Genomic DNA, 19,002 nt, shown 5'->3' with positions numbered 1-19,002 from the left:
CGCCGAAGGTTCAAGTAGGAACACGGAACCAGACGAGCACATGCTCGCCGTCGCGGGAGGCAAAGGAAGCTGTGGAAAGACGACGACGACGCTCGGACTGGCTCGCGCACTCGCTCGCCACGGCCACGACGTCGTCGCGGTGGATACTGACACCGCCATGCCGAACCTCCACGCCGTCGCCGACGTAGACCGGGAACCCGGCCTGCCAGCGCTCGAAAGAGGTGCGACCCTCCAGGCGGCGAGTCATCCACTGCCCGAGGACCCCGCGTCTCCGAATCGTACCCGCCGGCAAACCGGGCGCGGCGCACAGCCTCAACAGGGCGCTCTCGCGCCTGCCGGACGCGGGATGCACGCTTCTCGACTGTCCGGCGGGTGCGGGGAACGCGGCGGCTACGCCGCTTCGCCACGCAAACGCTCCTCGTTTCGACGTGCAATCCGGCGAGTCTCCGTGACGCCGCCAAAACCGCCGCCATGGCCCGAGCGCTCGACGCGCCCCCCATTGGCGTAGTGCTCACGCGCTGTGAGACGACGCCGGACGGAATCGACCGACTCCTCCAGTGTGACGTGCTCGCCGCACTCGATTTGGACGCGGCGCCGGAGACACAGAATCGCCAGAAAGCGAAGGTGTTCGACCGGCTCGTTTCCCGGACAGTACTGGGGAACACTTAATTCGGTGGAATTGGTATGTTCGGGTATGTCGAAGCGGCTGCCAACCGGAATCGACGTACTTGACCGGAAGCTTGGCGGCGGGATTCCGGCAGGGAGCGTCGTCGCCCTGACCGCGAGCCCAGCGAGTCAGGCGGAGCTCTTCCTCTACGAGCTCACCGCTGGCAGACGAACGCTCTATCTCACGCTCGACCGGACGGAGCAGGCGGTCTCAGACAGCATCAAGAACACGACGGCACGCACCGGGAAACCGACGGTACGATACGTTTCCGGCGACGCGCCGCTCGACCGGGCTGGACAGATGATAAAGAGCCTGCCAGAGGAGTCGAACCTCATCATCGACCCGGTCAACATCCTCGAAGAGCAGGAGGCCCCCCGCTATCGGAACTTCCTGAACGAGTTGCAAAATCACATCTACAACACCGGAAGCCTCGCCGTCCTTCACGCACTGGAAGGCAGAAACGTCCCCGAACTTCGGGACACCACCGAACACATGGTGGACGTCATCTTCCAACTGGAGACGAAGGTGCAGGGCGACCAAATCGTGAACCGACTCGCCATTCCGAAGTTCCGCGGTGGCGCGGCACTGCCGGAGACGGTGAAGCTCCAGCTTTCAGAGCGCGTCGCCATCGACACCAGCCGGGACATCGCCTGAGGCGACTGCGCGTTTCTCCTCGTTGCCTGTGCCGCAAAGCCTGCGGCTCGTCGCGTGAAAATCGAAAATGGGGAAGCCGACTTACTCTTCGTCTAAGTCTTCGACGAGTTCTTCGGCGTCGATGTCTGCGTCTTCGACGAGTTCTTCTAAGTCAGCGCCGCCTGCACCGCCAGTGCCACCCATGCCGCCCATCATACCGCCCATGCCGCCCATCATGCCGCCGGAGCCGTCGATGGTCTCCTGGATGATGACGCGGTCTAAGTCGAGGCGGTCCATAATCTGCTGGGCAATCTGCTGTTTCTGGAACATCCACTGCTGGTTGAACGCGAGCTGTGGCGTAGACTCGATGTAGAGCGTCTCCTTCTCGACGGTCTCCATCTCCGTCTCCGGCTCTGCGTCCTCGTCATCGTCGTCGGATTCGACGACGACTTCCTCTTCGACCTCGTCGGTCTGGATCCAGAGTTCGAGGTCCGCGTCCAGGTACATCCCGAGCAGCCCTTTCGCCTGTTCCTCGCGGTCTTCGACGACGCCGAGCACTTCGTACTCGTACTCGATGTCCTCACCGGCAAGCGGGTGGTTGAAGTCGACACGGGCGCGGCCGCCGATGATGGTCTCGACGTGACCGTGCTGGCCGTCGATGTCGACGTGGCCGCCTGGGTAGCGGTCGTCTTCTGGAATCTTCGAGGCGGCGACGGTGCGGACTTCGGACTCGTCGTACTCGCCGAACGCTTCTTCGGCAGGCACGGTCACTGTGCCGGAGTCACCGACTTCGCCGCCGATGATTGCCTCTTCGACTGCGGAGAAGATGTGGCCGGCACCGAGGACGATGACGCGGGGCTCGAACTCGCCCTGGTCTGCGACGCCCTCTTCCTCTGCGATTTCTTCGTCCGTCGTGTCGACGAGCTGGCCGCCTTCGACGGTGCGTGCGGTGTAGGCGAGTTTGACGAAATCTCCGTCCTGGAGCCCGCCTTCCTCAGCCTCAGCCTCCGTCTCTTCGACTTCTTCTTCGACGTCGTCCGGTTGCTCGGCCTCCTCGGCCTGAGGTTCTTCACTCATACGTCAACGGACAGTCGTTGCACCCTTAAGAATCACGTTTCTCGCGCCGGAAGAACACCCACGTTTTTCAGCAGGTAGCACCTCCGAAATGCCATGTACGAGGTCGAAGTCAAGGTCCGGGCCGACCACAACGCCGTGCGCGAAAAACTCGCCGCGTGCGGCGCGACGCAGGTGCGCACCGTTACCCAACGAGACACCTACTACAACGCTCCCGACCGCGATTTCGCTGAGACTGACGAGGCACTCCGTATCCGAACCGAGATGACAGACGAGGAGACGGTCACGAAGGTGACCTACAAGGGACCGCTCGTAGAGCAGGAGTCGAAAACCCGCAAAGAGGCAGAAACCGTCGTCGCGGACGGAGAGACGATGGACCGCATCCTGTCCGGTCTCGGATACGCGGCCACCGCGACGGTGGAGAAGCGTCGAGTATTCTACGAGCTCGACGGCTACACCGTCACACTGGACGACGTGACCGGGCTCGGGGAGTTCGTCGAAGTCGAGACGGAAGTCGAGGGGGCGGTAGAACCGGCGCGAGAGGGGGCCTACAACGTACTGGAGAAATTAGGCGTGGACCCTGAGACCCAAATTCGGACGTCGTATCTCGGTTTACTGCTCGAATCGAATAACTCAGAGTAATTTTTTTGGCGGTCGTGGTTTTCGGAAGTTATAGAAATGCTGGTGTCGAATACGATGTAATGACAGAACGCAATATTCGCGTCGAACCGATCGATCGACGTGCAGTGGAAGACCAGGAGGTCGAAATCGTCGAGCGAAAAGGCATCGGCCACCCGGACTCCATCTGCGACGGCGTCGCCGAGGCAGTCTGCCAGGCGCTCGCCAACGAATACTTAACGCGTGTCGGAAAGGTCCTCCACTACAACACAGACGAGACGCAGTTAGTCGCTGGCAACTCGGCCCCGAAGTACGGTGGCGGCGAGGTCATGAATCCCATCTACCTGCTCATCGTCGGGCGGGCGACCAAGATTTACGAAGACGAGGAGAAAGACGAGGTCATCCACATTCCGACGGAGAAAATCGCCCTCCGCGCCGCCCGCGAGTACCTTTCAGCTCACTTCCCGGAAATCGACGTGGGGACGGACATCATCGTGGACGTGAAACTCGGCGAAGGCTCCGGCGACCTCCAGTCGGTGTTCGGCGAGGACAACGCCACAATTCCGATGGCCAACGACACCTCCTTCGGCGTCGGCCACGCGCCCCTCTCGGAAACCGAAACCATCGTCCTCGAAACCGAACGCCACCTGAACGGCGTCTACGCCGCGGACCACCGCGAACTCGGCCAGGACATTAAGGTGATGGGCAAACGCGAGGGCGACCACATCGACATCACCGTCGCCGCCGCGATGGTGGACAAGTATCTCGAAGGCTTAGACGACTACATCGAGGCCGTAAACGACGTCCGCGAGTACGTCACCGAACTCGCGAGCGAGTACACGGACCGCTCTGTCGAGGTCTACGTCAACACCGCAGACAACTACGAGACTGGGTCGGTCTACCTCACTGTCACCGGGACCTCAGCAGAGATGGGCGACGACGGTTCTGTGGGCCGTGGTAACCGCGCGAACGGTCTCATCACGCCGAATCGCTCGATGTCCATGGAAGCGACCTCCGGGAAGAACCCGGTCAATCACATCGGGAAGATTTACAACCTGCTCAGCACGCAAATCGCAGAGGACGTCGTCGCGAACGTAGCGGGCATCCGCGACCTGCGCATCCGCCTACTCTCCCAGATTGGTAAGCCAATCGACCAACCCCACGTCGCTGACGCCCGACTCGTCACCGAGGAAGGCGTTGAACTCGAAGATATCGAGGCGGACGTCCGGGCCATCATCGACCAGCGCCTCGCCAACGTGACCGACGTCACCCGACAGGTCATCGACGGCGAACTCTCCACGTTCTAAGCCGCGAAGAAGGCGATAGGGGTTTATTCGCCCCTCGTTCATTTTCGTGTATGAATCCACCGGGAGCGGACACCGTCCTCGTCAGGTACGGCGATATGGGGGTGAAAAGTCCGCAGGTCCTCGGCCGCATGGAGCAGATGCTCCGTGACAACATCCGAGCCCTCCTCTCAGACCGCGCCATCGAGGGCACCGTTCGAAAGCAGCACTCTCGGCTCTTCATCGACACGACCGAAGAAGCGATAGACGCGGCCACCGACGCCGCCTGTGACGCCTTCGGCGTAGTCTCTGCGAGTCCCGTCACCGTCACCGACCCGACGATGGATGCGATGAAATCCGCCGTCGTCGAGGCCGCCCGCGAGGTATACACCGAGGGTGCGTTCGCCGTCAGCGCCCGCCGCGCAGGGGAGAAATCCGCCCACCCATTCTCCTCTGAAGACATCGAACGAGAGGTCGGGACTGCCGTCTGGGAGGCGACCGAGGAACGATTCGAACCGGAAGTGGACTTAGAACAGCCCGACTGTGAACTGTTCGTCGAGTGTCGCGCCGACCACGCCTACGTCTACGTCGAGAAGCGCGCGGGACCGGGTGGTCTCCCACTCGGAACGCAGGACCCCGTCGTCGCGCTCATCTCCGGCGGCATCGACTCGCCCGTCGCTGCGTGGGAACTCATGAAACGTGGGTGTCCCATCATCCCCGTCTACTTCGACTTCGAGGAGTTCGGCGGCGTGGACCATCAGGCACGAGTCGTCGAATCGGTCGAGACGCTCGCTCGCTACGCGCCGAACTTCGATATGGAACTGCGGATGGTTCCCGCTGGGAAGGTCGCCCGCCTGCTCGTAGACGAACTCCAGAACACCCGGATGCTGTCGCTTCGACGCTTTATGTTCATGGTCGCAGAGCACGTCGCCCGCGAGGAACACGCCGTCGGCATCGTCACCGGCGAGGCGATCGGGCAGAAGTCCAGTCAGACCGGCGCGAACCTCATGACGACGACGGCTGCGACGAGTCTACCAGTCTACCGGCCGCTCGTCACGATGGACAAACCGGACATCGTCGAACGCGCACGAGCACTCGGCACGTTCACCACCGCGAACATCGAAGCCGGGTGTAACCGTATCGCGCCGAATCGCCCAGAGACGCGTGCCAGCATCGGGCAGGTGGAGGCCGCAGAACCCGACGAGCTCTCCGAACTCGCCGTCGAGGCGGCGAAGAAGGCGCGACGCATCGCCCTGCAGACAGCGTAATCGCTTTACGCGGCGGCAAACACGTTCTGAATATGACGCAGGTGTGTATCGTCGGGTCGCCGGAGGTTGACCTCCGGTACGAACTGCTCTCGCGGGACACCGCCCGCGAGGCGCTCTCGACGTATCGGCTCCACCAGCCGTACGCGAACTCCATCGCCGTCGATACCATCTCGCTCGGCGCGGCCGTCTCGCTGATGAACGACCTGAACTGGTATCTCGTGCGCTTTGCCTCACTTACGCTCGTAACAGAACCGAGCGTCGCCGAAGACGAGTGGCTCTCGCGAAAACTGGCGAAGGCCATCCGCGAAGGTGACGTCAGCCGCGAGCAGTCGGCCGAATTCGTCCACATCTACGGCGTGAAAGACGGCGAGCTGACCGAACCACTCGCCGTGGAACGCGACGGAAACCTGCCCGACTACGACCTCGCCGACGTGGATGAAACGGTCGTCGTGCGAGTGACTGAAGCCGAATTTTAGAGCCGGGCTCGGAGTTCCGCGGTAACAGCCTCGAACGTTTTTGCGGCCCTGTCTACGTCGTCTGCCAGACTCAGGAAACTGTGGCACATCGCCGGTTCATTGCGGTGTGCGACCTCTACGCCCGCTTCGGAGAGACGTTCGGCGTAGGCGAATCCGTCGTCGCGCAGCGGGTCGTGGCCGGCCGTCACGATGACCGCTGGGGCGACGTTCGAGAGGTCTGCGGACAAAAGAGGTGCGACGAATGGATGTGCCCTGTCCACCTCGCTTCTGACGTACCGGTCGAAGTAGTGGGCGATGGCGTCGCGCGTCAGCAGTGGCGCATCCGCGTTTTCCTCGTAGGAGCCAGTCTCGAAGTCGGACCGAAGAATGGGATACAACAGCCCTTGCACGGCGACGTTCCGACGCTCGTCGCGCGCCCAGAGTGCAACCGCCGCGGCCAAATTACCGCCGGAGCTGGAGCCGACGACGCCGACGCGCGCTGGGTCGCCGCCGAGAGACGCTCCGTGCTCTCTGGCCCACTCGAACGCGGCGTAGGCGTCTTCGAGACCCGCGGGGAACGGGTGTTCCGGTGCGAGTCGATACTCGACGGAGATGAGGAGTGCACCGACTCGTGCAGCCAGATTCCTCGCGAGGTCGTCCGCCGAATCGAGCGTGCCCATCGCCCAGAGACCGCCGTGGTAAAAGACGAGAATCGGCGGGTCCTCTGGGGCTGCTGGGTCTGGATGGTAGGTCCGAATCGGGATGGTTCCCGGGCCATCCCGCCGTGGGATGCCGAGGTGTTGGACGCGCCCGACTTCAGGGCCACTGCCCGCCGAGAACAGTTCGTCTTCCAGCGCTCTCGCGGCCTCCACGGATATCGCGTGCCACGGCGGGATGCCCTGTACTTCGAACTCAGCGAGAACCTCGCGTACCTGAGCGTCGAGGTCCGTTCGTCTGCGCATGGAGAAAGCTATCGCGAGCAGGCGGTAAACCTGCCGGGAAAACAGCAATCGAGGGACTTCAGTCGAACAGGCCGGTCGAGAGGTAGCGTTCGCCGCTGTCGGGGAACACCGTGACGACGAGCGGGCAGTCCGCGTCCGGGGTGCCGCCGTCGGTCGAAGCGGCGAGACAATCGGCCTGTGGGTCGGCGATTCGTTCGGCGATGCGACGGGCTGCGACGGCGGCCGCGCCACTCGACTGGCCGACGAGGATGCCCTCAGACCGGGCCAGTCTTCGACACTCGTCTTCTGCGTCGGCGAGTTCGACCGTCTCCACCGAGTCGAGGAGGTCGAGGTCGAGGAGGTCGCTCACGAAACCCGGACCCATGCCCTGATAGTCGTCGCTGCCGGCTTCGCCCGTCGAGAGGACGGCGTTCTCCGCGGGTTCGACGGCGACGACGTCCATGTCGGGGAACTCCTCGCGCAGGCGCGTCGCGGTGCCAGTGATGGTGCCACCCGTACCCACCGCGGCGACGAAGGCGTCTATCGTCCGGTCGCCTACGTCTCGCAGAATTTCTTCGGCCGTGGTCCGGTAGTGGGCTTCCGGGTTAGCTTCGTTTTCGAACTGGCCGAGTTGGACGTAGCCCGCCCGTTCGGTGAGCTGGTCTGCGCGCTCGCGGGCGTCGACCATTTCGCCTTCGACGAGTTCGAGGGTCGCGCCGTAGGCCTTCATCAACTGGCGGCGTTCTTTCGATTTCGAGGCGGGCATGACGATGGTGAGGTCGTAGCCGAGCGCGGCGCAGGCGAGGGCAATGCCGATGCCGGTGTTGCCGCTGGTCGGTTCGACGATGTGCGAGTCGGGTTCGAGGATGCCCGCTCGTTCTGCCGCCCGAATCATCGAGATGGCCGGGCGGTCCTTCGCGGAGCCACCGGGATTGAACGACTCCAACTTGGTCGCGATGATGGAGCCCGGTGGGGAGCGAATCCGAACGAGAGGGGTCCCGACAGTATCCAGAATACTGTCTTTCATTGCCCTCTCTTACGAATCGGGTGCTTATACCGATGATGGAGTCGGGCAGTTTTTCCAGACAACCGCGGTGGACAGACGCTGGGCATGACATACCGTTCCGTTCGAACACTCTTGCTTAATGTGTAGATAACCCGCCCGTTCCCGTCGCTTATTCGCAGGATAATAATGAGGATGGAACGGGTAGAAGCGAGTGTCCGCGTTGGGAGACGGATGCTCTCCGTCGTACCGACGGGACGTGAACCACGACACTGAGACAGTTCGGTTCCGGCCGGCGTCATCGTCAGCGTCAGCCGACGCACGCAGCGAGGGACGGCGAGACACTTTCATCGTCATCACACCCGTGTCACCGCCTTCACTCCGCGACGGGCTCTGTCGAAGCCGGATTACGGTCGCTCAGTGTCGCACAGACGCGAAAACGGAGTCACCGAAGGGTGGTCGAATCAGTCGGACGACTGTCCATCTCCTGTCCACGCCGAACTCGCTTCGGGATTCGACACCCCTTTTCGCGTCAGTCGAGACTCGCCGTCGCCCGCATCGGATTCTGCGCGTGTTCTGTTTTCGCGAGCGACGCGAGCAGGTAGTCGAGATACACCGACTCAGCATCAGCAACGCCGGCGAGACTGACGACCGGATTCACGTCGACGACCAGGGGTTCGTGCCCGTCGAGGACATCGACTTCGAACAGCGAAAGCCCCGTGAGCGCCGCGACGTGCTCAGTCAGCGCGACGAGTGCAGGCGTCGGTTCGAGTTCGCCGCGAACCGCGCCGCGAACGAGGCCGAGTTCGACGACGCGCACGGTCGCTCCGACGCGATACACCTTCAGGTGGCGCGTCGCGAGGACGTATTCCTGGACGAGTTTGACCCCGTCGAATGCGGGTCTCCCGGTGAGCACGACGTCGTGGTCGTGGGCCCCGTCGTCGGTTTCGTGGCGCGTCTTGATGATGTACGGCGGGTCGAACGTCACGTCCGTCGCCGCGTTGTACTGATAGTCGGGGACCGGAATACCCCCGCGGCGAAGCGCATCGAGCGTCGCCACTCGGTCGCTCGACTGGGCCACGGCGGCTGGCGGATTCAGGGTGGGGACGCCGGCGCGAGCGGCCCGGTGGAGGTCTCGAATCGACTCGGTGCGACGTTTTGCGAGGTGGTAGAGGTCGAACTCGTGGGCTACAAGGTCGGGATGGTCTGCGGACGGGTCGAGGAACGTGACCTCAACTCGCTCGCCCAACCGACGGAAGACCCGCTGTTTGGTCTGGTTACCACCGACTGGCCAGTACGAGATTCCCACGTGCGACACAACGCCCCCTGTAGCACCGTCGCTGGCTTATCGTTTTTTCGGGGTCAACGAGACTGTCCAGATTACTGTATATATTACTATTGAGCCCTCCATAGTTCGGTCTCTCGAATGTTCAATGCTACCAACTGACAGTGGGGGAACGCTTATGTCCACCGCATCTAAGTCACCAGCAAGCCGCATGAACCGCCGGGACGCACCCCAGCAACCGAGCCGGCGACCGACACCCGCCCACCCGCACGAAGCCGCAGGGCCGCTGTTTGCCCGCTTTGCGCGACCACGAACGGCCACCGAGACGACCCTCGCGATTATTTCAGACGTCCACCTCTCGACTCGCGAGTCCGGCAGTTGGAAGGTGTACCACCGAACCGAACAGCGCCTCGAAACCGCCATCGCCGACATCAACGGTCGTGGCGTGGACGGCGTCGTGTTCACGGGTGACCTGACGGAGAACGGCGAGCGAGGGGACTTCGAGCGCGTCGCCGACCTCGTTTCGAAACTGGACCCGCCAGCCGTCGCCGTCCCCGGAAATCACGACGTGCCAAAGGAGTTCGACCACCACGAGTCCGCCACGCTCGAGTGGTTCGAAGAGACGTTCACGCCCGGCGGATTGCCGTTCGAGACGCGCATCGGCGGCATAGACGTCGTCGGACTCGATTCTGCGACGGGCCCCGGCGACTCCCTCAGCGATACGCACAAGGGCAAAATTTCTGCCGCGCAGGTGGCGTGGCTCGACGAGGTGTTAGACGGTGCCATCTGTCCGCTCGTCGTGATGCACCACAACCTCCCGGGGATGCTCGACCTGACCGGCGGCGTCTCCTGGCGCTCGTCGTTCCCGATGCTCGACTACGACCCGCTCGTCGAAGTGCTCGAAACGCACGACGTTCCCCTCACGCTCTCTGGTCACCTGCACATCCCCGCCGTCGCCCGGACCGAGCGCGTGAACGAACTCATCTGTCCCGCACTCTCTTCGTTCCCGCAGGGCTATCTGCTGGTGACGGTGAATGGGGAGGGCACCACCGTCAGGTACGTCCCCGTCGCAGACCCCGAGGGAACCGCAGAGGCGTACATGCTCGCGCAGGACTACTCCGACCGAAGCAAAGCCGTTGCCGAGTTGACACAGCACCACCTCGACTCGCTGCCGCTGTACGACGATTTCGCGTGAATTTGCACAGAGCGCGCCGGTTAAGTGAATCCGCTTCGTAGCCGTGTCCATGGAAACGATGTCACCGAACCCCGTCTGGGACGCGGAGTCCTACCCCTCCACCGTCGAGACGTTCGCGGCGCTCGGCGACGAACTCACGATTCGCGTCTGGGGCGGCGACTGGTGTGGCGACTGCCGGAACCAACTGCCCGACTTCGCCGCTGCCATGCAAGCCGCAGGCATCCCCGACGAGAACCTCCACGAGTACCCCGTGGACAATGACAAACAGGGCGAACTCACCGACGAGTACGGGATCGAGTACATCCCGACCATCGTCGTCGAGAAAGACGGCAAGGAGGTCGCCCGCTACGTCGAGCAGGAACGACAACCGGCGGCCGTCTATCTCGCAGAGCAGCTGCAAAAACAGTTGTAAGGTTATTGCGAGAGGTAGAAGTCTGATTTCTCTTTCCTAAACGGTGAAACGCGCTTCAGGCGCTCGATTTTCGCCGGCGTCCGGTCTCTCACGATGACCACGTCGTAATCCTGGTCTGCGGTGACCTGACTCCCGACGCTCGCGAGCGAGTTAACGAGGCGGCCAGCGTTCTCGCTCCCGATAAACAGCATCGAGGTGTCGAACTCCTTTGCGGCTTTCCTGATGGCAAGGGCGATGCTCCCCGAGGAGGCGTACCGGCCGACGAACTCATGGGAGAAATCGACCGTCGGCGCGAGGTCGGTCACTTGCTCGTGCAGGTGAGCCACGATGGCGTGACGGTCGAATGGGTCGCCCGTCGCGAGCCATCCTTTTTCCTGTGCGTACGTCTCGTCGTCGAGGGGGATGATGCTCACGGCGACCACTTTCTCGTCGAACACTTTCGCGAACTCCACCGCCCGAACGAGTGCGGCCTCGGCGAGTGACGACCCGTCGAACGGAACAAGAAACGTCATCAGCCGAGACAACACGGTGAAGTGTTATAATTCCAATCCCGCCTACGCGTCGTTTCCGAGTTCGTCCACCCAGTCGAGGGCCGCCTCGATGTCCGTCTGGGGCGGCGAGCAGGTGAACGACCGGCAGACGTAGATGGTGGGTTCGCCGTCGCGCTGGGTTCGGTCGGCCCAGATTGACGGCGTCTCGTCCAGTCCGAGTTCGGAGAGCCAGGCGTCCAGTTCCGCGTCCGACGCCGGTCTGCGGGCGAGGATGCGGTTCGGCAAATAGGTCTCGACGATACGCGCTCGCCACACCGCTGGAAGGTCGTCGGCGACCACGGTCAGTTCGAGGTCGCCCGTGCCGACACGGTCGGCCGCGAGGCCGAGGGTGCCGTACTGGAGCGGATTCGCCTGAATCTTCGACGAGTGGGTTTCGATGACGCGTTCTGCCTTCTCGCCGAAGTCCTCGTCGGGGGCGAAGTGGGAGAGCGACTGGAACAGCGAGAGGGCAACGCCCACGGACGAGGGAGTAGACTGGTCGCCGAGTTCCTGCGGTCGGGTGACGAGGGCTTCGCCGGATTCGGGAGTGAAGTAGAGCGCGCCCCGTTCCTCGTCCCAGAACTCGCGGTCGATGGCGCGGGCCAGTTCGAGGGCGAACGCGAGATGCGCCACGTCGCCCGTCGCCTGGTACAGGTCGAAGGCCCCTCGCCCGAGGAAGGCGTAGTCTTCGAGGTAGCCGTCGCCCTTCACATCGCCGTCCTTGAACCGCCGGGAGAGCGTCTGCGTCTCCGCGTCCCAGAGGTGTCGCTTGACGAAGGCGAGGGCGCGTTCTGCGGTGTGCGTGTACTGGTCTGCGAGGACGAGGCCGCCTTCCGCGAACGCCGAAATCATCATGCCGTTCCAGCTAGCCAGGACTTTCTCGTCGCGGGCCGGGCGGACACGGTCTGCGCGGGCGGCGAACACCTGCTCGCGGGCCTCCTCGATTTTCTCCTCGACCTCGGCTTCGGAGAGGTCGTACTTCTCTGCGATGTCTGCGATGCTCTTTGCGAGGCCGAGCACCGTCGTCCCCTCGAAGTTCCCGCGTTTCGTGACGCCAAAGCGGTCGATGAAAACGTTCGCCGCCGCCTCGTCCTCGACGGCGTCTCGAACCTGCTGTCGCGTCCAGACGTAGAACTTGCCCTCTTCACCCTCGCTCTGGGCGTCGAGCGTGCTGAAGAAGCCACCTTCGTCGTGGGTGAGTTCGCGCTCGACGAATTCGAACGTCTCTCGCACCACGTCGGCGTATCGCTCGTTGCCCGTCACCTGATAGCCCCAGAGCAGGGCACGCGGAATCTCCGCGTTGTCGTAGAGCATCTTCTCGAAGTGCGGGACGGTCCACGTTTGGTCGACGACGTAGCGGTGGAACCCGCCGCCGACGTGGTCGTAGAGGCCACCAGAAGTCATCGCGTCGAGATTTTCGAGTGCCACCTCGCGGTAGGCATCCCGCCCGGTTCGCTCGTACGCCCGGAACAGAAGGTCAAGCCGCGTGGTCTGGGGAAACTTCGGCCCGCTGCTCCCGAACCCGCCGTGCTCGCGGTCTGCGCCCCGGAGCGCGGCGTTCGCGGCCATTTCGAGGAAGTCCGGGCCGGGCGCTTCCCCGGGTTGGTCGGGCACGTCTTCGAGTTCGTCGGTGAGCGCCGCCGTCCACTGAGTCGCCCGATTCTCGATTTCTTCGCGGTCTGTCTCCCACGAGTGAGCGATGTTGTCGAGCAGGTCGAGGAAGCCCGGCATCTGGCCGCGTGGCTCTTTCGGGAAGTACGTCCCGACGTAGAACGGTTTGCCCTGCGGGGTGAGCCAGACGGAAAGCGGCCACCCGCCGTGGGCGGTCACGAGTTGCCCGATGGTCTGGTAGATGCGGTCTAAGTCCGGGCGCTCCTCGCGGTCTACTTTGATGGGCACGAACTTCTCGTTCATCAGTTCGGCCACCTCCTCGTCCTCGAAACTCTCCTCCTCCATGACGTGACACCAGTGACACGCCGAGTAGCCAATAGAGAGGAAGATGGGCACGTCGCGCTCGCGGGCCGCGTCGAGGGCGTCGTCGTCCCACGGCTGCCAGTTCACGGGGTTTTCCGCGTGTTGTCGGAGGTACGGACTCTCCTCTTCCGACAGGCGGTTGCGTCCGGTGGGGTCGTCCATACCGGAGATTGGGCCTGCGGACACGTAAAAGGTCGAAGTTGCGGCGGCACGTGGGCCATGAAAATCGTTTTTATCCCGACTGGACGAGTGCTAGCATCCGGCATTCGAATCATGAATCCTCTGTACGCGCTCCTCCACCGGATGTTCGCCCGCCCGCGTGGCCGACTCGGCCGCCTCGGCGGCCGCCTGATGGCGTCGTCCAGCACTGAGAGCACAGCGTGGACGCTGTCGCTACTCGACCCGGAACCCGCCGATTCGGTCCTCGAAATTGGGTTCGGGCCGGGTCTCGGCGTCGAAAGCGCACTCGCCCGCGTCTTCGACGGGCACGTCGTTGGGGTGGACCCGTCCCGTCCCATGGTCGAACAGGCCGCTGCCCGCAACGAGCAAGCCCTGGCCACTGGACGAACAAGTCTGTGTCGAGGCGACGTTGAGGCGCTCCCCTTCGAAGCCGACACGTTCGAGTGCGCCTTCAGCACCAACTCGATGCAAGTGTGGCCCGACGCGCAGGCGGGGCTGAAAGAGATTCGGCGCGTCTGTAAACCCGACGGGACGGTGGCGCTCTCGTTTTCCACGCACAGCGGGCTGTCGCGCGATGCGGCAGTCGAGACGGTTTCAGCGAGCGAGCTCGAATTTGTCGACGTGGTTGAGACGGCGGACGCGTTCTGCGTGCTGGGGCGGGTGGGGGACCCGTAGAACTGGTCAAACAAGCTGATACCGTCCGACTCGCCGCCGTCGCTCGAACAGGTAAACCGCAGACAGGAGGCTGGTCATCGCCGGCAGCGCAGCCAGATAGTAGAGAACGCTCGGTGACCAGTCGAACTCCGCTACCATCGCGCGTTTCTGGAGCTGAAAGGCGTAGAAAAACGGAATTGCGAGGAGAATTGGAAGCGGAATGAACGCGATGAGGCCAGTTTGAACGACCCCTGGAATTGGGAGGAAGATGGCCCCAATCCAGAGTAGGAGAAATGCGTGGAGGGCGAGTGCCGTCGCCGCGTGGGCGACGATGACCCACTCTGCGAGGCGAGTTCGATTCATTGTTCGAACGACGGGATAAGCGAAAAAAACCTTACTCTTTCGTGGATGATTCCCCGAATCGCGTCTGACGCTTTCCGCGGTAGTACAGCCAAAACAGTACGGCGAGGGGGAGTGGGAAGAAGACGATGGCGACGACCAGCAACCCCGGAAAAAGGAGGAACAGCGCGAACCACTTCCAGGAGATGAACGTGTCGCGGGGCATACGAGTCGTTCGCAGGAGGTTCACAAGTACGTTCGGTGGCTGGGCTGGCAACCCTCTCACTTATTTCAACTCCCTGATTTGATTTCGAGGATGAAAACGCAGACCCAGCCGAACGTGTACTGGCTTCTCGGTCACGCAAAGTATATCGCTGCCATCATCTTCACCGGCTTCTTCGCCGGGCTGGTCGTCGGGGAACTGTTCGCCGCGGTTGGGGTACTCAGAGGATTCGGCTCCACCATCGCCGGCACGCTCCAGTACACGGGCATCGTCACCGCCGTCCTGTACGTCCTCTCGCTAGACCGTTCGCGGGGCAGCCTTCGACGCTGAACCGATACACGTTCTTGCACAATTACAGCCGGCTGAAGGGCAACCTTTACACTCCCATGTGTAGGGTATTCGGATATGACCGAGACCATCCTGCTGGTCGGTGGCGGCGGCCGCGAGCACGCCATCGCCCGCGCCCTCGCGCCCGACGTGAACCTCTACGCCTGTTTGAGCAACCGCAACCCCGGCATCGCTCGCTTGGCGGACGGCTTCGAGACGCTCTCTGAGACGGACGCAGACGCAATCGTCGCCTACGCCGAAGACGTCGGCGCGACCATCGCCGTGGTGGGTCCAGAGGCTCCCCTCGCGGCGGGTGTCGCAGACGCACTCGACGAGGCGGGCATCTACGCCTTCGGCCCGCACGCCGAGGAAGCCCGCATCGAGACTGACAAGGCGTTCCAGCGGCGGTTCATGCGCTCGTACGACATTCCGGGATGCCCCGACTTCGAGACGTTCGACGACCCCGAGGAAGCCTGTGCCTTCATCGACGAGTACGACGGCGACCTCGTGGTGAAACCCGCGGGCTTGACCGGCGGCAAGGGCGTCGTCGTCATGGGCGACCAGGTGGACGCCGAGGGCGCGAAGCAGTACATTCGAGACAACGACTACGACCGCCTCGTCCTCGAAGAGCGCCTGATTGGTGAGGAGTTCACGGTGCAGGCCTTCGTGGCAAACGGCGAGTTCCGCGCCACGCCCGCCGTGCAGGACCACAAGCGCGCCTACGAAGGCGACGAGGGGCCGAACACCGGCGGCATGGGCAGTTACTCCGACGCGACGTGGGAACTGCCGTTCATGACCGAGCGCGACTACGACGAAGCTCTGCGCATCCTCGACGCGACGGTCTCCGCGCTGGACGGCTACAAGGGCATCCTCTACGGCCAGTTCATGCTCACGAAGGAGGGTCCGAAGGTCATCGAGTTCAACGCCCGATTCGGCGACCCGGAGGCGATGAACACGCTGCCCGTCCTCGAAACCCGGTTTGCGGACGTTCTCACCGCCGCGCGTGACGGTGAGGAACTGCCTGAACTCGCCTTCTCGGCGCAGGCGACGGTGTGTAAGTACGCCGTACCCGAGGGGTACCCCGAGAATCCGAAAGCCGGCGCGAAAGTCGAAGTCGACGAGGAGAGCGCAGGCGACGCGCTGCTCTACTACGCCAGCGTTGACGACCGAGACGACGGCATCTACACGACTACCTCTCGGTCCTTCGCCCTCGTCGGCGTCGCGGACACGATTGCCGAGGCCGAGGAAATCGCCGAGGACGCCCTCGCCGTCGCTGGCGAGGAAGGCCTCCACATCCGCCACGACATCGGAAAGGCGGACCTCGTCCAGCGTAGAATCGACCACATGAAAGCGCTACGCGGATAGTCGGTCCGTTACTGATTTTTCGTCGGGGAAGAGAGCGAGCGTCCGAGTTGCTCGCGGTACAGGTACACACCGCCAACGACAGCGACGAGGATTCTGGCCGCGTTGGTGACCGGCCACACCAGCGAGTGGTCAGGCGCGTGATTGCGGAACGTGACGAAGACGAACGTCGAACCCACGCTGTACAGCAGGACCAGCGTAATCACGAGATAAAACGCGGAGACACTTTTCGAGGATGGGACGCCACGTCGGCCAGCGTATCTCGAAACGGCAGTGCTCAGGATGAAACCGAACACGATTCCAAAGGCAAAGAGCGAACTCAACACGGCGATTGTCAGTTCGTTAGACAGGGAAGCTGCATCGAGGACAAACTCACTCGCAGCGCTCACGAGAAAGTAACCAAAGAGCAGCGAAAACGTTACCCGCCACCCTCGCGAGATGCTTGATTCCATCGTGGTTTTGTAGTTGAATTGACACGCGGATAAGACTATCTGAACAGGTGCGCCCACACGGTGGGCCGGGAAGCGCGTCTCGTCGCGCGACCCGGGGGAGGGCAGGCGTGCTGATTCATTGTGACCCGGCAGTCGTGCGGTCACAGCGTTCGCGTAGTCTAAATCGAACAAACCCTCGTAAGAGCGGTTCCTTTTAGCGCCACACCCCCTACACGAGTCCAGTGACTGATTCAGAGGCACCCGACGGCTCGCCCGAAGCCGACGAGTCCCCAGAACCCACCGACGACGACCTGTCCGAAACCTTCGACATAGACGAGTTCTACGACGTCCTCGAAGACCGAGGCCGACCCGTCGTCACGGCGAGTGAAGTCGCCCGCCGATTGGGTATCTCCCAGGCCGAAGCCACCGACGCCCTCTCCCAACTCACGAAAGACGGCCGGGTCGAATCACTGAACGTCGAAACCGACCCCATCGTCTGGTATCCGCGCGACTGGAAGGAGACGACCAATCGCGAGCGAGTCGTCCTCTTTCCGAAACGCCGCGAAGTCGTGGTGGACCACCCCTCGCAGTTCACCCGGGCGCAGCTCACGCAGTTCTCGCACCTCGTGGAGACCAACCGCACCGGTGGCTACGTCTACAAACTCCGTGAAGAGGACATCTGGCAGGCCCCCTACGAGAGTCTCGGCGACCTCCTGCGCACCATGCGCCAGGCGTTCGGGGAACGTTCGCCCCACCTCGAAGAGTGGGTCGAAAGCCAGTGGGAGCGCGCCCGGAAGTTCCGCCTCTACACCCACGATGACGGGTACGTCGTGTTGGAAGCCGGGAGTGCGGACCTGCTCGGGAACGTCGCGCTGCCGAAACTCCAGAACGGCGAGATTCGCGCTCGCATCTCCGACGAGGAGGCGTGGGTCGCGAACGAGGCCACCGCCTCCGTCAAGCGAATTCTCTACGAGGCGGGCTACCCCGTCCAGGACGAGCGCACGCTGGAGGAGGGCGACGACCTGCCCCACGAACTCCTCCTGCCGTTGCGCGACTACCAGCAGACGTGGGTGACGCGCTTCCTCGAAGCCAAGTCGGGCGTCCTCGTCGGGCCGCCGGGCAGCGGGAAGACCGTCGCTGCACTCGGTATCATGGCCGCCATCGAGGGCGAGACGCTGATTCTGGTTCCGGGTCGAGAACTCGCCGCCCAGTGGAAAGACGAAATTCTCCTGCACACCACTCTCGACCCTGACCAGGTCGGCGAGTACCACGGCGGCAAAAAGGAGATTCGGCCCGTCACCATCGCTACCTACCAGACGGCGGGGATGGACCGCCACCGGATACTGTTCGACGAACGCCGCTGGGGCCTCATCGTCTACGACGAAGTCCACCACATCCCGAGTCCGATTCACCGCCGGAGTGCGGATTTACAGACCCGCCACCGCCTCGGTCTCTCCGCGACGCCCATCCGCGAAGACGACAAACAACAGGAGATTTTTACGCTCATCGGCCCGCCAATCGGCACCGATTGGAACGCGCTGTTCGAAGCGGGCTACGTGGCCGAACCGGAGGTCGAAATCCGCTACGTGCCGTGGATCGACGAGTTCGGCCTGAACGAATACGGAAGCGCAGAGGGCCACGAAAAGCGGATGATTGCCGCCTCGAATCCGGCGAAAATCGAGGAGGTACGGTCGATTCTCGACGAGCACCCCGGCGAGAAAGCCCTGATTTTCGTCGAGTATCTCGAACAGGGCCAGCAGTTGAGCGAGGAACTCAACATCCCGTTCGTGAGCGGTGAGACGCCTCACGCAGAGCGCCGTCGTCTCTTCTCACAGTTCAACACCGGCCCGCGCGACGCGCTCATCGTCTCTCGAATTGGTGACGAGGGTATCGACCTGCCCGAAGCGTCGGTTGCCATCGCCGCCTCCGGGCTCGGGGGGTCGCGTCGGCAGGGTGCACAGCGCGCCGGACGAACCATGCGCCCGGTGGGCAACTCGCGGATGTACGTCCTCGCCACGCGCGGCACTTCTGAGGAGGACTTCGCCCGCCAGCGGATGCGTCACCTCGCGGCGAAGGGCGTGCGAATCGTCGAAACGGAGTCGGCCGCGTGGGAGTAGGTTCAAATCCTCCACGGCCGAACCAACTGAC

The 19,002-nt window shown here is 63.1% G+C and carries 22 protein-coding genes; 13 read left to right on the top strand and 9 right to left on the bottom strand.

Annotation, left to right across the window (positions count from 1 at the left end):
• Nucleotides 1-40 precede the first annotated feature (40 nt).
• The 3 genes from P1M51_RS04825 to P1M51_RS04815 are packed head-to-tail and all read left to right on the top strand — an operon-like array spanning nucleotide 41 to nucleotide 1,321.
• Nucleotides 41-508 (top strand): ParA family protein, encoded by a 468-nt coding sequence (locus tag P1M51_RS04825; protein WP_276247055.1) that lies wholly within the window; start codon nucleotides 41-43, stop codon nucleotides 506-508.
• Complete coding sequence (locus P1M51_RS04820; RefSeq protein ID WP_276247054.1) at nucleotides 508-669, top strand: hypothetical protein; 162 nt, start codon at nucleotides 508-510, stop codon at nucleotides 667-669. Before P1M51_RS04825 ends, P1M51_RS04820 begins: the two co-directional genes overlap by 1 nt.
• Before the next feature lie 25 nt (nucleotides 670-694).
• Complete coding sequence (locus tag P1M51_RS04815) at nucleotides 695-1,321, top strand: transcriptional regulator (protein ID WP_276247053.1); 627 nt, start codon at nucleotides 695-697, stop codon at nucleotides 1,319-1,321.
• A gap of 81 nt (nucleotides 1,322-1,402) precedes the next feature.
• On the opposite strand, the gene P1M51_RS04810 is transcribed toward P1M51_RS04815, so the two are convergent.
• Nucleotides 1,403-2,377: a peptidylprolyl isomerase gene (locus tag P1M51_RS04810; RefSeq protein ID WP_276274849.1), complete on the bottom strand. Its 975-nt coding sequence runs from the start codon at nucleotides 2,375-2,377 to the stop codon at nucleotides 1,403-1,405.
• Between the two features lie 93 nt (nucleotides 2,378-2,470).
• On the opposite strand from P1M51_RS04810, the gene cyaB reads away from it, so the two are divergent.
• Genes cyaB through P1M51_RS04790 form a run of 4 tightly spaced genes read left to right on the top strand, consistent with a single transcriptional unit; the run spans nucleotide 2,471 to nucleotide 6,019 of the window.
• Nucleotides 2,471-3,016, top strand: coding sequence for a class IV adenylate cyclase (gene cyaB / locus P1M51_RS04805; RefSeq protein WP_276247051.1), 546 nt, complete (start codon nucleotides 2,471-2,473; stop codon nucleotides 3,014-3,016).
• A 59-nt stretch (nucleotides 3,017-3,075) separates the two neighbouring features.
• Nucleotides 3,076-4,299: a methionine adenosyltransferase gene (locus P1M51_RS04800; RefSeq protein ID WP_276247050.1), complete on the top strand. Its 1,224-nt coding sequence runs from the start codon at nucleotides 3,076-3,078 to the stop codon at nucleotides 4,297-4,299.
• 50 nt (nucleotides 4,300-4,349) lie between these two features.
• Nucleotides 4,350-5,543, top strand: coding sequence for a tRNA sulfurtransferase (locus tag P1M51_RS04795; RefSeq protein WP_276247049.1), 1,194 nt, complete (start codon nucleotides 4,350-4,352; stop codon nucleotides 5,541-5,543).
• Between the two features lie 32 nt (nucleotides 5,544-5,575).
• Entirely contained in the window at nucleotides 5,576-6,019 is a 444-nt protein-coding gene (locus tag P1M51_RS04790) for a DUF5804 family protein (RefSeq protein ID WP_276247048.1), read from the top strand.
• On the opposite strand, the gene P1M51_RS04785 is transcribed toward P1M51_RS04790, so the two are convergent.
• The 3 genes from P1M51_RS04785 to P1M51_RS04775 form a co-directional block, all read right to left on the bottom strand.
• On the bottom strand, nucleotides 6,016-6,960 hold the full coding sequence (locus P1M51_RS04785; RefSeq protein WP_276247047.1) for an alpha/beta hydrolase: 945 nt from the start codon (nucleotides 6,958-6,960) through the stop codon (nucleotides 6,016-6,018). The two genes, P1M51_RS04790 and P1M51_RS04785, sit on opposite strands and share 4 nt — an antisense overlap.
• Nucleotides 6,961-7,018: 58 nt before the next feature.
• The gene (locus P1M51_RS04780; protein ID WP_276247046.1) at nucleotides 7,019-7,966 is read right to left on the bottom strand and encodes a PLP-dependent cysteine synthase family protein; all 948 of its coding nucleotides are present in this window, start codon (nucleotides 7,964-7,966) and stop codon (nucleotides 7,019-7,021) included.
• A 508-nt stretch (nucleotides 7,967-8,474) separates the two neighbouring features.
• Nucleotides 8,475-9,251 carry a RimK family alpha-L-glutamate ligase gene (locus tag P1M51_RS04775; RefSeq protein ID WP_276247045.1) on the bottom strand — a complete coding sequence of 259 codons (777 nt, stop codon included), beginning with the start codon at nucleotides 9,249-9,251 and terminating at the stop codon, nucleotides 8,475-8,477.
• A 154-nt stretch (nucleotides 9,252-9,405) separates the two neighbouring features.
• Here P1M51_RS04775 and P1M51_RS04770 point away from each other — a divergent pair, with 154 nt between their 5' ends.
• On the top strand, nucleotides 9,406-10,422 hold the full coding sequence (locus P1M51_RS04770; protein ID WP_276274848.1) for a metallophosphoesterase: 1,017 nt from the start codon (nucleotides 9,406-9,408) through the stop codon (nucleotides 10,420-10,422).
• A 49-nt stretch (nucleotides 10,423-10,471) separates the two neighbouring features.
• Complete coding sequence (locus P1M51_RS04765) at nucleotides 10,472-10,834, top strand: thioredoxin family protein (protein WP_369685087.1); 363 nt, start codon at nucleotides 10,472-10,474, stop codon at nucleotides 10,832-10,834.
• Nucleotides 10,835-10,836: 2 nt separating this feature from the next.
• Here P1M51_RS04765 and P1M51_RS04760 read toward each other — a convergent pair whose 3' ends face one another.
• Both P1M51_RS04760 and P1M51_RS04755 read right to left on the bottom strand, forming a co-directional pair.
• The gene (locus P1M51_RS04760; protein WP_276274847.1) at nucleotides 10,837-11,346 is read right to left on the bottom strand and encodes a universal stress protein; all 510 of its coding nucleotides are present in this window, start codon (nucleotides 11,344-11,346) and stop codon (nucleotides 10,837-10,839) included.
• A gap of 42 nt (nucleotides 11,347-11,388) precedes the next feature.
• Entirely contained in the window at nucleotides 11,389-13,500 is a 2,112-nt protein-coding gene (locus P1M51_RS04755) for a thioredoxin domain-containing protein (RefSeq protein WP_276247041.1), read from the bottom strand.
• A gap of 111 nt (nucleotides 13,501-13,611) precedes the next feature.
• Between P1M51_RS04755 and P1M51_RS04750 the strand changes: the two genes are divergently transcribed.
• Nucleotides 13,612-14,193, top strand: a complete 582-nt coding sequence (locus P1M51_RS04750; protein WP_276247040.1) for a class I SAM-dependent methyltransferase — start codon at nucleotides 13,612-13,614, stop codon at nucleotides 14,191-14,193.
• A gap of 6 nt (nucleotides 14,194-14,199) precedes the next feature.
• Here P1M51_RS04750 and P1M51_RS04745 read toward each other — a convergent pair whose 3' ends face one another.
• Complete coding sequence (locus P1M51_RS04745) at nucleotides 14,200-14,535, bottom strand: hypothetical protein (protein WP_276247039.1); 336 nt, start codon at nucleotides 14,533-14,535, stop codon at nucleotides 14,200-14,202.
• 31 nt (nucleotides 14,536-14,566) lie between these two features.
• Nucleotides 14,567-14,737 carry a hypothetical protein gene (locus P1M51_RS04740; protein WP_276247038.1) on the bottom strand — a complete coding sequence of 57 codons (171 nt, stop codon included), beginning with the start codon at nucleotides 14,735-14,737 and terminating at the stop codon, nucleotides 14,567-14,569.
• A gap of 90 nt (nucleotides 14,738-14,827) precedes the next feature.
• Here P1M51_RS04740 and P1M51_RS04735 point away from each other — a divergent pair, with 90 nt between their 5' ends.
• Nucleotides 14,828-15,064, top strand: coding sequence for a hypothetical protein (locus P1M51_RS04735; RefSeq protein ID WP_276247037.1), 237 nt, complete (start codon nucleotides 14,828-14,830; stop codon nucleotides 15,062-15,064).
• Nucleotides 15,065-15,139: 75 nt separating this feature from the next.
• Entirely contained in the window at nucleotides 15,140-16,426 is a 1,287-nt protein-coding gene (purD, locus tag P1M51_RS04730; protein WP_276247036.1) for a phosphoribosylamine--glycine ligase, read from the top strand.
• An 8-nt stretch (nucleotides 16,427-16,434) separates the two neighbouring features.
• Here the strand turns inward: purD and P1M51_RS04725 are convergent, their stop codons facing one another.
• Nucleotides 16,435-16,875 (bottom strand): hypothetical protein, encoded by a 441-nt coding sequence (locus P1M51_RS04725; protein WP_276247035.1) that lies wholly within the window; start codon nucleotides 16,873-16,875, stop codon nucleotides 16,435-16,437.
• 290 nt (nucleotides 16,876-17,165) lie between these two features.
• Between P1M51_RS04725 and P1M51_RS04720 the strand changes: the two genes are divergently transcribed.
• Nucleotides 17,166-18,971 (top strand): DEAD/DEAH box helicase, encoded by a 1,806-nt coding sequence (locus P1M51_RS04720; RefSeq protein WP_276248468.1) that lies wholly within the window; start codon nucleotides 17,166-17,168, stop codon nucleotides 18,969-18,971.
• The last annotated feature ends 31 nt before the right edge of the window (nucleotides 18,972-19,002 follow it).

The organism is Haladaptatus sp. QDMS2 (assembly GCF_029338295.1).
GTDB lineage: Archaea > Halobacteriota > Halobacteria > Halobacteriales > Halococcaceae > QDMS2.
Note: the sequence above shows the minus strand (reverse complement) of the source record. Positions and strands in the feature narration are given on the sequence as shown.

What these genes read in the sequence shown, in the direction of transcription:
- P1M51_RS04800 (WP_276247050.1), top strand. Translation starts at nt 3,076, where the DNA reads ATGACAGAACGCAATATTCGCGTCGAACCGATCGATCGACGTGCAGTG.
- P1M51_RS04745 (WP_276247039.1), bottom strand. Translation starts at nt 14,535, where the DNA reads ATGAATCGAACTCGCCTCGCAGAGTGGGTCATCGTCGCCCACGCGGCG.
- P1M51_RS04725 (WP_276247035.1), bottom strand. Translation starts at nt 16,875, where the DNA reads ATGGAATCAAGCATCTCGCGAGGGTGGCGGGTAACGTTTTCGCTGCTC.
- P1M51_RS04750 (WP_276247040.1), top strand. Translation starts at nt 13,612, where the DNA reads ATGAATCCTCTGTACGCGCTCCTCCACCGGATGTTCGCCCGCCCGCGT.
- P1M51_RS04780 (WP_276247046.1), bottom strand. Translation starts at nt 7,966, where the DNA reads ATGAAAGACAGTATTCTGGATACTGTCGGGACCCCTCTCGTTCGGATT.
- P1M51_RS04735 (WP_276247037.1), top strand. Translation starts at nt 14,828, where the DNA reads ATGAAAACGCAGACCCAGCCGAACGTGTACTGGCTTCTCGGTCACGCA.
- P1M51_RS04765 (WP_369685087.1), top strand. Translation starts at nt 10,472, where the DNA reads ATGGAAACGATGTCACCGAACCCCGTCTGGGACGCGGAGTCCTACCCC.
- P1M51_RS04790 (WP_276247048.1), top strand. Translation starts at nt 5,576, where the DNA reads ATGACGCAGGTGTGTATCGTCGGGTCGCCGGAGGTTGACCTCCGGTAC.
- P1M51_RS04810 (WP_276274849.1), bottom strand. Translation starts at nt 2,377, where the DNA reads ATGAGTGAAGAACCTCAGGCCGAGGAGGCCGAGCAACCGGACGACGTC.
- P1M51_RS04825 (WP_276247055.1), top strand. Translation starts at nt 41, where the DNA reads ATGCTCGCCGTCGCGGGAGGCAAAGGAAGCTGTGGAAAGACGACGACG.
- P1M51_RS04785 (WP_276247047.1), bottom strand. Translation starts at nt 6,960, where the DNA reads ATGCGCAGACGAACGGACCTCGACGCTCAGGTACGCGAGGTTCTCGCT.
- P1M51_RS04740 (WP_276247038.1), bottom strand. Translation starts at nt 14,737, where the DNA reads ATGCCCCGCGACACGTTCATCTCCTGGAAGTGGTTCGCGCTGTTCCTC.
- cyaB (WP_276247051.1), top strand. Translation starts at nt 2,471, where the DNA reads ATGTACGAGGTCGAAGTCAAGGTCCGGGCCGACCACAACGCCGTGCGC.
- P1M51_RS04755 (WP_276247041.1), bottom strand. Translation starts at nt 13,500, where the DNA reads ATGGACGACCCCACCGGACGCAACCGCCTGTCGGAAGAGGAGAGTCCG.
- P1M51_RS04815 (WP_276247053.1), top strand. Translation starts at nt 695, where the DNA reads ATGTCGAAGCGGCTGCCAACCGGAATCGACGTACTTGACCGGAAGCTT.
- purD (WP_276247036.1), top strand. Translation starts at nt 15,140, where the DNA reads ATGACCGAGACCATCCTGCTGGTCGGTGGCGGCGGCCGCGAGCACGCC.
- P1M51_RS04770 (WP_276274848.1), top strand. Translation starts at nt 9,406, where the DNA reads ATGTCCACCGCATCTAAGTCACCAGCAAGCCGCATGAACCGCCGGGAC.
- P1M51_RS04760 (WP_276274847.1), bottom strand. Translation starts at nt 11,346, where the DNA reads ATGACGTTTCTTGTTCCGTTCGACGGGTCGTCACTCGCCGAGGCCGCA.
- P1M51_RS04795 (WP_276247049.1), top strand. Translation starts at nt 4,350, where the DNA reads ATGAATCCACCGGGAGCGGACACCGTCCTCGTCAGGTACGGCGATATG.